This is a genomic window from Colwellia sp. Bg11-12, from assembly GCF_014076955.1.
GTDB lineage: Bacteria > Pseudomonadota > Gammaproteobacteria > Enterobacterales > Alteromonadaceae > Colwellia_A.
Genome location: NZ_JACGUZ010000078.1, coordinates 233,239 through 245,492, shown reverse-complemented (window position 1 = coordinate 245,492; position 12,254 = coordinate 233,239). Strand labels below are relative to the sequence as shown.

Genomic DNA, 12,254 nt, shown 5'->3' with positions numbered 1-12,254 from the left:
ATGTGAGAAGTATTGATTGTAATACCACGCTCACGCTCTTCAGGAGCATTATCGATTTGTGCGAAATCTTTAACTTCACCACCGTGTACTTTAGTTAATACTGCAGAGATAGCAGCTGTTAAAGTTGTTTTACCGTGATCGACGTGACCGATAGTACCAACGTTAACATGCGGTTTTAAACGTTCAAATTTTGCTTTAGCCATTTTTCATTTACCTTAAAGTTTATTAAAAGCGCAGCCAAGACGACCGAGCTAGACTTTCACTAACTATAAGTGAGTGTCTTACGAGATTCCAAGAGATTCTGTTATTGCCGCAACTACATTCTTAGGAGCTTCACTGTATTGTAAAAATTCCATAGAATAAGAGGCGCGGCCCTGTGTTGCACTGCGTAATGCAGTAGCATAACCAAACATTTCAGACAGTGGTACTGTTGCATTCACTACCTTAGAGCCAGCAGGACCTTCGTCCATGCCATCGATCATACCGCGACGACGATTTAAATCGCCAACGACATCACCCATGTTTTCTTCTGGCGTTGTAACTTCTACTTTCATCATAGGCTCTAGAAGAGTTGGCGTAGCTTTTAACGCCCCTTCTCTAAATCCCATTGAAGCAGCAACTTTAAACGCCATTTCGTTAGAGTCAACGTCATGAAAAGAACCGTCATAAAGTGTTACTTTAACATCAAGCATCGGGTAACCAGCTAAAACGCCACTATCCATTTGCTCAAAACAGCCTTTTTCTATGGCGGGGATATATTCTTTAGGAACACTACCGCCAACAATTTCGTTAACAAACTCGAAACCACCACCTTCAGGTAAGGGCTCCATTTTCAACCAGACGTGGCCAAACTGACCTTTACCACCTGATTGTCGAACAAATTTACCTTCAACTTCTACCGTTGAACGAATCGTTTCACGATAAGCGACTTGTGGTTTACCCACATTACATTCAACGCCAAACTCTCGCTTCATACGTTCAACAATGATGTCTAAGTGTAGCTCACCCATGCCAGAAATTATCGTTTGGCCTGTTTCTTCATCAGATGCCACTTTAAACGATGGATCTTCAGCTGATAATTTACTTAATGCAAGGGCTAACTTGTCTTGAGAAGCGATGGTTTTCGGCTCAACAGCAATTGAAATTACTGGATCTGGAAATTCCATTCTCTCAAGTGTGATCACATGATTTGCATCACACAAAGTCTCACCTGTAGTAACATCCTTCAAACCAATGGCTGCAGCGATATCCCCAGCACGTACTTCTTTAATTTCTTTACGATCATTGGCATGCATCTGTACAAGACGGCCTAAACGTTCTTTTTTTCCTTTGATAGGATTAAAAACGCTGTCACCTGTTTTTACGACACCCGAATAAACACGGAAAAAGGTAAGTGTTCCTACGAAAGGGTCAGTGGCAATTTTAAAAGCCAAAGCTGAAAATGGTGCGCTGTCATCAGCGGCACGCGTCGCGGGTGTCTCATTTTTATCATCACTAATACCGGTAATAGCAGCAACTTCAGTTGGTGAAGGTAAATAGTCAATAACTGCATCTAAAACAGCTTGTACGCCTTTGTTTTTAAAAGCAGAGCCACAAGTACAAAGAATGATTTCATTATTAAGCGTACGCTTGCGAAGGGCTGACTTGATTTCGTCTTCTGTCAAATCGCCATCTTCAAGATATTTTTCCATTAAATCGTCTGACACTTCAGCCGCTTCTGAAATCATATTTTCACGCCATTCATCGGCAAGGTCTTGCATATCGGTGGGTATTGCTGAATAAGTAAAAGTCATCCCGTGATCGTCTTCACTCCAGTTGATCACTTTCATTTTAACAAGGTCTATAACACCTTTAAAATCTTCTTCTGAACCAATAGGTAACTGAATAGGAACTGCATTTGCTTTTAGACGTGCTTTTAGCTGAGCAACAACAGAAAGAAAGTCTGCGCCAGTGCGGTCCATTTTGTTAACAAAAACAATGCGTGGAACGGCATACTTTTCCATTTGACGCCAAACAGTTTCTGTTTGCGGTTGAACACCTGAAGAGGCACACAACACTAATACTGCACCGTCGAGTACACGTAATGAACGTTCAACTTCGATAGTGAAGTCAACATGGCCAGGGGTATCAATAATATTAATGCGATGGTCAACGAATTGCGCATCCATACCCTTCCAGAAACAGGTAGTCGCTGCAGAAGTAATGGTAATACCACGCTCTTGCTCTTGTTCCATCCAGTCCATGGTTGCAGCGCCATCATGCACTTCACCAATTCTGTGAGAAAGACCCGTGTAAAACAAAACACGTTCTGTGGTTGTCGTTTTGCCAGCATCTACGTGCGCACAGATACCAATGTTACGGTAGCGCTCAATAGGGGTGATACGTGCCAAAATGAAATCCTCTAATTCTTAGTCACTAATAATTAGTACTATTAAATAAATAATCGCGTAAGCGGTGAGTATTTGTTTAATACTACTGTTTAATACTTTTTGAACTGTACAAAGCATCAGTCCGTAAAAGTTAGTATGGCTAGCAAGAGAAACTCTTGCTAGCCATGTATTTACCCTAAGCATATGCAAAGGGTAAATCATACATCCATTCAAAACTGCTAGCTTACCAGCGGTAGTGAGCGAACGCTTTGTTAGCATCAGCCATACGGTGAACGTCTTCACGTTTCTTAACCGCTGAACCTTTGCTGTCAGACGCATCTAACATTTCGTTAGCTAGGCGCTGAGCCATTGATTTTTCACCACGTTTACGAGCTGCTTCAACTAACCAACGCATGGCTAGAGCATTACGACGAACTGGACGAACTTCAACTGGTACTTGATAAGTAGAACCACCAACACGACGAGATTTAACTTCGACAGATGGGCGGATATTATCTAAAGCAGTTTCGAAAAGCTCTAAGTGAGTTTTCTCGCTGTTTTTTTCAGTTAAAATGTCTAATGCACCGTAAACAATTTTTTCTGCAGTAGATTTTTTACCATCAACCATAAGGATGTTGATGAATTTTGCTAAAAGTTCGTTATGGAACTTAGGATCTGGCAATATTTTACGTTGCCCTACGACGCGTCTTCTTGGCATCTTAATTCTCCGTAGTATTCAGGATTAATCCAAAATATATAAATTTAAAAATTTCTTATTTGGCCTTACTTAACGTTTTTTTCTCTTCCTATCTATAAGGAGTTAGAGAGGAAAACTTAAGATTTAGGTCGTTTAGCACCGTATTTAGAACGGCCTTGTCTTCTGTCGCTTACACCTGAACAATCAAGCGCGCCACGAACGGTGTGATAACGCACACCCGGTAAATCTTTTACACGGCCACCGCGTATTAAAATAACGCTATGCTCTTGTAAATTATGTCCTTCACCACCGATGTATGAAGTTACTTCGAAGCCGTTAGTTAAACGAACACGAGCAACTTTACGAAGTGCTGAGTTAGGTTTTTTCGGTGTAGTTGTATACACACGAGTACATACGCCACGACGTTGTGGACAAGCTTGTAACGCTGGAACGTTACTTTTAGTTACTTGTCTTACACGTGGTTTACGTACTAATTGGTTAATAGTTGCCATTAAATAGCTCCCGATTAGTTAAACTTGTGCAAATTCCAATCAATGAGAAATTTACACCCTTATAAACGTGAAAATCCGCGACCTTAAATGCTATACATAAACAGTACAGAATATAGGGTCGCGGAATTCTATAGGTCAAGCTATGGCCTGTCAAGTAGCACAGGCCATTAACGCTATATTTTTTACTTAATCACTAGCATTTAGTGCGTCAGTTAATGCTTGTGCTGCATCGTCAGCTGAAACAGCGACTTCTTCAACGGCAGGCATTTTTGCTTGTAGTTTACGTTTAGCACGTTCTTGGTGATATGAATAACCCGTACCTGCAGGGATTAAACGACCAACGATAACGTTTTCTTTCAAGCCACGTAACTTATCTTTCTTACCTGCGACAGCAGCTTCAGTAAGTACACGTGTTGTTTCTTGGAAAGATGCCGCTGAAATAAACGATTCAGTTGCTAATGATGCTTTAGTAATACCCATCATTTGCATTTCGTATTCAGCAGGTTGCTTACCAGCAGATTCAAGCTCACGATTTGAAATATTCACGCGTGCTACTTCTACTTGTTCGCCTTTCAAGAAATCACTATCACCGGCGTCTAAGATTTCACACTTGCGAATCATTTGACGGACGATAACTTCGATGTGCTTGTCGTTAATTTTAACACCTTGTAAACGATATACTTCTTGTACTTCGTTAACAATGTAATTAGCAACAGGCGCAACACCACGTAAACGCAAGATATCATGCGGAGACTCAGGACCATCGGCAATAACTTCACCTTTAATCACTGGCTCACCTTCATAGATATTTAAAAGACGCGTTTTAGGAATCATCTCTTCGTAAACTTCACCGCTAGGCTGAGTGATCAATAGACGTACTTTGCCTTTAGTTTCTTTACCGAAAGCAACAACACCTGTTTTCTCTGCAAGAATAGCAGGAAGTTTAGGCTTACGCGCTTCAAATAAATCAGCAACACGTGGAAGACCACCGGTAATATCACGAGTTTTTGAACTTGCCTGTGGTATACGAGCAAGTGCATCACCAATATTTACATCCGCGCCATCTTCCAAGTTTACAATAGCATTACCTGGTAAGTAGTAAAGTGCTGGGATTTCAGTCCCTGCAATCATTACTTCATCGCCTTTAGCATCGATAAGTTTCAATGCTGGACGCATTTCTTTACCGGTAGCATTACGTTGACCTGCGTCAGTAACGATAATACTTGATAAACCAGTAAGATCATCCGTTTGACGAACCATAGTCACGCCATCAGAAAGGTCAACAAACTGAACTTTACCAGCTACTTCCGTAATAATAGGGTGAGTATGTGGGTCCCAGTTGGCGATAATTTCACCGGCAACAATTGAACCACCATCTTTCTTAGAAAGAACAGAACCGTAAGGAACTTTATAGCGTTCTTTTTCACGACCGAGTTCATCAATTACCGTCATTTCAGAAGAACGTGAGGTAATAACAAGATGGTCTTCAGAGTTAGTTACAAACTTAGCATTTTGAAGTTTCAAGGTACCAGTGTTTTTAACTTGTACGTTGTTCTCAGCAGAAGCACGCGATGCGGCACCACCGATGTGGAACGTACGCATGGTAAGCTGTGTACCAGGTTCACCAATTGATTGTGCTGCAACAACACCAATAGCTTCACCTTGGTTGATCATATGTCCACGAGCCAAATCACGACCGTAACAATGAGCACAAATACCAAAATCAGTTTTACAGGTAATAATTGAACGTACTTTCATTTGATCAATTGAGTTTTCTTCAATGAAATCACATAAAGCTTCGTCTATTAACGTATTACGTGGTAATAAAACTTCGTCAGTACCCGGCTTGATAACATCTTCAGCAACAACACGACCAAGAACACGTTCTCTTAATGGTTCAACAACATCACCACCTTCGATAAGTGGCGTCATTTGTAGACCGTCGTAGGTACCACAATCATGTTCAGTAACAACCAAATCTTGTGCAACATCAACCAAACGACGAGTTAGGTAACCCGAGTTAGCTGTTTTCAATGCTGTATCGGCAAGACCTTTACGCGCCCCGTGAGTTGAGATGAAGTATTCTGATACGTTCAAACCTTCACGGAAGTTAGCTTTGATTGGCGTTTCGATGATAGAACCATCTGGTTTTGCCATCAAGCCACGCATACCTGCTAACTGACGGATCTGAGCAGCACTACCACGAGCACCCGAGTCAGCCATCATGTAGATAGAGTTGAATGAATCTTGTTCTTCTGGAACGCCATCACGGTTAATAACTGTTTCTTTTGATAAATTGTCCATCATCGCTTTTGAGATTTTCTCGTTGGCAGATGACCAAATATCAATAACTTTGTTATATTTTTCGCCTTGAGTAACTAAACCTTGCTCGAATTGAGTTTGGATTTCAGCAACTTCTTCTTCCGACTCTTCAATAATAGTGTATTTAGCATCAGGAATAACCATATCATCAATACCAACAGAACAACCCGCGATCATCGCGTAATGGAAGCCTGTGTACATGATTTGGTCAGCAAAAATAACCGTTTCTTTCAAACCTAAATTACGGTAAGCATGGTTAATCAGTTTCGAAATAGGTTTTTTACCAAGCGGTTGATCGATTAGATCATAAGGCATACCTTGTGGACAAACTTGCCACATAATGGCACGGCCGACCGTGGTATCACGTAAAGTCGTTTTAGGAACAGTAAAGTTACCTTCTTCGTCTTTAAAGTATTCTGTGATACGAATTTTCACACGTGCGTGTAGTTCAGCAACGCCAGTACGGTAAGCCTTTTCAGCTTCTTTAGTGTCAGCAAAAACCATGCCTTCACCTAAACCATTAACACGGTCACGTGTTAAGTAGTACAAACCTAAAACAACATCTTGTGATGGTACAATAATCGGCTCACCGTTTGCTGGTGATAGCACGTTATTAGTAGACATCATTAAAGTACGAGCTTCCATTTGTGCTTCAATAGTTAACGGTACGTGTACCGCCATTTGGTCACCATCGAAATCGGCGTTGTATGCCGCACAAACCAGTGGATGCAAGTGAATCGCTTTACCTTCAATAAGAACAGGTTCAAATGCTTGAATACCTAGTCTATGAAGAGTTGGTGCACGGTTAAGCATTACCGGATGTTCACGAATTACTTCGTCAAGTACATCCCAAACTTCAGCGCCTTCACGTTCAACTAATTTTTTAGCTGCTTTAATTGTAGTCGCTAAACCACGAGCTTCTAATTTACCGTAAATAAATGGTTTGAATAATTCAAGTGCCATTTTTTTCGGTAAACCACACTGGTGTAAACGCAGTGTAGGACCAACAGTAATTACAGAACGACCAGAGTAATCAACACGTTTACCCAATAGATTCTGACGGAAACGACCTTGCTTACCTTTAATCATATCGGCAAGAGATTTAAGAGGACGTTTGTTAGAACCGGTAATTGCGCGACCACGACGACCGTTATCAAGAAGTGCATCAACAGACTCTTGTAACATACGTTTTTCGTTACGTACGATAATGTCTGGTGCTACTAAGTCTAGAAGACGTTTTAAACGGTTGTTACGGTTAATAACACGACGGTATAAATCGTTCAAATCAGACGTAGCAAAACGGCCACCATCCAAAGGTACTAACGGACGTAAATCCGGTGGTAAAATGGGTAGTACGTTCATTATCATCCACTCAGGTTTGTTACCTGAAGCGGCAAATGCTTCCATTAATTTCAAACGTTTTGTAACTTTTTTACGCTTAGTTTCACTACCAATTTCAGGAAGTTCTTCACGCATTTGCGCTACTTCGCCTTCTAAATCGATTTGTTGTAGTAAAGCTAAAACAGCTTCTGCACCCATTAAGGCGTCAAATTCATCACCGTGTTCTTCTAACGCGTCAAGATATTCTTCTTCGGTTAGAATTTGGCTTTTTTCTAATGTTGTCATACCTGGTTCAGTAACAACATAGGATTCAAAGTAAAGGACACGTTCGATATCACGAAGCGTCATATCAAGTAACAAACCAATACGTGAAGGTAATGATTTTAAGAACCAGATATGTGCAACGGGGCTAGCTAATTCGATATGGCCCATACGGTCACGACGAACTTTTGTTAATGTAACTTCAACGCCACATTTTTCACAAATAACACCACGATGCTTTAAACGCTTATATTTGCCACAAAGACATTCGTAATCTTTTACTGGACCAAAAATACGCGCACAAAACAAACCATCACGTTCAGGTTTGAACGTACGGTAGTTAATCGTTTCAGGTTTTTTCACTTCACCAAATGACCAAGAACGAATCTGGTCAGGTGAGGCTAGTCCGATACGTATACCATCGAACTCTTCTGTTTGATTTTGTTGCTTAAGAAACTTAAGTAAATCTTTCACACTTCTTCTCCTGTCGGAGTTAAACCTTAAAGAGAAAGCAGTTGCCTGCTTTCTCCGTGTACTGACTCATCAAATTGATAGTCAGCATGCAGCTTTGGAGGCTAGTCCTGATCTAATTCGATGTTAATACCTAACGAACGAATTTCTTTCAACAATACGTTGAATGATTCAGGAATGCCTGGTTCCATTCTGTGATCACCGTCTACTAAGTTTTTATACATCTTAGTACGACCGTTAACATCATCAGATTTAACCGTTAACATTTCTTGTAGCGTGTAAGCAGCACCGTAAGCTTCTAGTGCCCATACTTCCATCTCACCAAAACGCTGACCACCAAATTGCGCTTTACCGCCAAGTGGTTGCTGCGTTACTAATGAGTAAGAGCCAGTAGAACGTGCATGCATTTTATCATCAACCAAATGGTTAAGTTTTAACATATACATGTAGCCAACCGTTACAGGACGTTCAAATTCACGACCGGTACGACCATCAGTTAAGATAAACTGACCGCTTTCAGGCATATCTGCAAGTCTAAACATCTCTTTGATTTCTTTCTCTGCTGCACCATCAAATGCTGGAGTAGCAATAGGAAGACCTGCACGCAAGTTATTAGCTAAACGCATCACTTCGTCATCAGAGAAACTTGCGATGTCAACAACTTGACGAGATTCACCTACATTGTAAACTTCTTGAATGAAGTTACGTAGTTTATGAATTTCTTGTTGCGCTTCCAACATACGGTTGATTTTTTCGCCAATACCACGACACGCCATACCTAGATGAGTTTCTAAGATCTGACCAATGTTCATTCGTGATGGTACACCTAACGGGTTAAGTACCACATCAACAGGAACACCATATTGATCGTAAGGCATATCTTCTACTGGAACAACGTTTGAAATAACACCTTTGTTACCATGACGACCGGCCATTTTATCACCCGGTTGGATGTGGCGTTTTATCGCTAAATAAACTTTGATGATTTTAAGAACACCTGGAGCTAAATCAGCACCTTGGGTAATCTTACGACGTTTAATTTCAAACTTCTTATCAAAATCAGCTTTAATATTGTCGTATTGCTCAGCAATTTGTTCAAGCTCAGATTGTTGACCTTCGTCAGACAAGTTTTGAACTAACCAATTTGCACGAGACATACTATTAATGTCTGATTCGTTTAAGCCAGCAGATAAAAGAAGATTTTTAGCACGAGCATAAATACCATCTTCTAAGATGCTAAATTCATCGCCTAAATCTTTCTTAACTTCTTTAAGTTGTAATTCTTCAATTTCAACAGCGCGCTTATCTTTTTCTACACCGTCACGGGTGAAGATTTGAACGTCGATGATAGTACCTTTAACTGAGTTAGGTACACGTAAAGAGCTGTCTTTAACGTCAGCAGCTTTTTCACCGAAAATAGCACGTAATAGTTTTTCTTCTGGTGTTAATTGTGTTTCACCTTTAGGAGTAACTTTACCCACTAAGATGTCGCCACCATTAACTTCAGCACCGATGTAAACAACACCCGCTTCATCTAATTTAGATAAAGCTGATTCACCAACATTAGGAATATCTGAAGTAATTTCTTCACTACCTAATTTTGTGTCACGTGCTATACAGGTTAACTCTTGAATATGAACTGTAGTGAAACGATCTTCTGTTGCAACACGTTCAGATAACAACATTGAATCTTCGAAGTTGTAACCATTCCAAGGCATAAACGCTATACGCATGTTTTGACCGAGGGCTAATTCACCCATGTCCGTTGAAGGACCATCAGCTAAAACATCACCACGAGTTACAGGTTCGCCCATACGACACTGTGGACGTTGGTTGATACATGTATTTTGGTTAGAACGTGTGTATTTTGTTAAGTTGTAGATATCAATACCTGCTTCACCAGCATGCATTTCGTCTTCGTTAACTTTAACAACGATACGTGAAGCGTCTACATAGCTCACTACACCACCACGTTTGGCAACAGCAGTTACACCAGAATCAACAGCGACTACTTTTTCCATGCCCGTACCGACTAACGGCTTATCAACGATAAGAGTTGGTACAGCTTGACGTTGCATGTTTGAACCCATCAAGGCTCTGTTAGCATCATCGTGCTCAAGGAATGGAATTAAGCTTGCTGCAACTGAAATAATCTGTTGTGGCGAAACGTCCATATATTGAACTTGTTCTGCAGAGATTAGTGTAAATTCATTTTTGTGACGACATTGTACTAAGCCGTCAACTAACTTACCTTCACTATCAACCGCAGCAGTAGTTTGGGCAATAACGAAGTTACCTTCTTCAATTGCTGATAAATAATCTATGTCATCAGTTACTAAGCCATCAATCACTTTACGATAAGGAGTTTCTAAGAAACCATAATCGTTGGTACGTGCATAACACGAAAGTGAATTGATCAAACCAATGTTTGGACCTTCTGGCGTTTCGATAGGACATACACGACCGTAATGGGTAGGATGTACATCTCGAACTTCAAAACCAGCACGTTCACGCGTTAAACCACCTGGGCCTAATGCTGAGATACGACGTTTATGCGTAACTTCTGATAACGGGTTGTTTTGATCCATAAACTGTGACAATTGTGAAGAACCAAAGAATTCTTTCACAGCCGCAGAAATTGGCTTAGCGTTAATTAAATCTTGTGGCATGATCGCATCTAAGTCACCAAGACTTAAACGTTCACGAACTGCACGTTCAACACGGACTAAACCTACACGGAATTGGTTTTCTGCCATTTCGCCTACAGAGCGAATACGACGGTTACCTAAGTGATCGATATCATCAGTTTCGCCTTTACCGTCACGAATGGCGATTAAGGTTCTCATGACTGAAATAATGTCATCATTAGATAAAATGCCCGTACCAACATCGTCTGAATTACCAACACGACGGTTGAACTTCATTCGACCTACCGTTGATAAGTCATAACGTTCTGATGCGAAGAATAAGTTAGTAAATAACGTTTCTGCTGCATCTTTTGTTGGTGGCTCGCCTGGGCGCATCATGCGGTAAATTTCAACTAAAGCTTCTAGCTTGTTTGAAGTACCATCAACACGAATAGTGTCAGACATGTATGAACCGACATCGAATTCATTCATATATAAGGTAGAAAGAACTTTATGACCGGCTTGGCTTAGCTCTGCTAATAACTCTAACGTTATTTCAGCATTGGCTTCAGCAATAACTTCACCAGTAGACTCATCGATGTAAGCTTTAGATAAAACTTTACCTACGATGTACTCAGCTGGGACTTCTAGCTTTTCAAGATTTTCTTTCGATAATGAACGAATATGACGTGCAGTAATGCGACGACCTTGTTCTACTAATACATCACCATTTTTCAAACAAATGTCAAACGTTGCCGTTTCACCGCGTAAGCGCTCAGGGATTAAATCCATGATCAACTTATCGCCTTTGATTGAGAAGTCAGTGGTGTCATAGAACATATCTAGAATTTCTTCAGTAGAATATTCTAATGCACGTAAAATGATTGATGCCGGTAATTTACGACGGCGATCTATACGTACAAATAAGTTATCTTTTGGATCGAACTCAAAATCCAACCAAGAACCACGGTAAGGAATAACACGTGCGTTATATAGCACTTTACCCGATGAGTGTGTTTTACCTTTATCGTGATCGAAAAACACACCAGGAGAACGATGTAATTGCGAAACAATAACACGCTCAGTACCATTAATAACAAACGTACCGTTGTCTGTCATTAATGGGATTTCACCCATGTATACTTCTTGTTCTTTGATATCTTTAACTGTGCCTGCTGGCGCTTCTTTATCGTAAACTACTAAACGTAATTTTACGCGAAGCGGCGCAGAATAGGTTACACCGCGGATTTGACATTCTTTGACGTCAAATAACGGTTCGCCAAGTCTGTAGCTCACATATTGTAACTCTGAGCTACCAGAGTAGGCTTTAATTGGGAAAATAGAATGAAACGCAGCCTCTAGGCCTGTTTCACCTGTTGGATCAATATCAATAAACTTACGGAAAGATTCGAGTTGGATTGATAACAAAAATGGATAATCCATTACTTGTATGCTTTTACCAAAGTCCTTGCGAATACGTTTCTTTTCGGAGTAAGAGTAAACCATGGGGTTCCTCAGCTTGCTGGTTATGGCCGATCTGCCTTTAAAATACCAATTGGACTAGACAACTTTAGTATAACTTCATACATTTTGTTAGCTAATCCAATTGGTATCAGACAGGATATTGCAATGATACTTAATACATTTAGTATCA

Annotated in this window: 6 protein-coding genes; all 6 read right to left on the bottom strand. The window is 40.5% G+C overall.

Translation table 11 applies throughout. The features are described 5' to 3' along the window. Positions 1 to 203, bottom strand: a 203-nt coding sequence (locus H4J39_RS15975; RefSeq protein ID WP_259364653.1) for a GTP-binding protein, incomplete at its 3' end; no start/stop codon positions are given. A gap of 78 nt (positions 204 to 281) precedes the next feature. Next, entirely contained in the window at positions 282 to 2,390 is a 2,109-nt protein-coding gene (gene fusA / locus H4J39_RS15970; RefSeq protein ID WP_182229347.1) for an elongation factor G, read from the bottom strand. Positions 2,391 to 2,613: 223 nt separating this feature from the next. Further along, entirely contained in the window at positions 2,614 to 3,087 is a 474-nt protein-coding gene (gene rpsG, locus H4J39_RS15965) for a 30S ribosomal protein S7 (protein WP_070375045.1), read from the bottom strand. 116 nt (positions 3,088 to 3,203) lie between these two features. After that, positions 3,204 to 3,578, bottom strand: coding sequence for a 30S ribosomal protein S12 (rpsL, locus tag H4J39_RS15960; protein WP_011045492.1), 375 nt, complete (start codon positions 3,576 to 3,578; stop codon positions 3,204 to 3,206). A 186-nt stretch (positions 3,579 to 3,764) separates the two neighbouring features. After that, complete coding sequence (gene rpoC / locus H4J39_RS15955; RefSeq protein ID WP_182180518.1) at positions 3,765 to 7,976, bottom strand: DNA-directed RNA polymerase subunit beta'; 4,212 nt, start codon at positions 7,974 to 7,976, stop codon at positions 3,765 to 3,767. Positions 7,977 to 8,077: 101 nt separating this feature from the next. After that, positions 8,078 to 12,106: a DNA-directed RNA polymerase subunit beta gene (gene rpoB / locus H4J39_RS15950; protein WP_182229346.1), complete on the bottom strand. Its 4,029-nt coding sequence runs from the start codon at positions 12,104 to 12,106 to the stop codon at positions 8,078 to 8,080. Between the last annotated feature and the right edge of the window lie 148 nt (positions 12,107 to 12,254).

Bases quoted from the DNA above. Each gene is read 5' to 3' on its own strand.
- rpsG (WP_070375045.1), bottom strand. From the start codon at position 3,087: ATGCCAAGAAGACGCGTCGTAGGGCAACGTAAAATATTGCCAGATCCT.
- rpsL (WP_011045492.1), bottom strand. From the start codon at position 3,578: ATGGCAACTATTAACCAATTAGTACGTAAACCACGTGTAAGACAAGTA.
- rpoB (WP_182229346.1), bottom strand. From the start codon at position 12,106: ATGGTTTACTCTTACTCCGAAAAGAAACGTATTCGCAAGGACTTTGGT.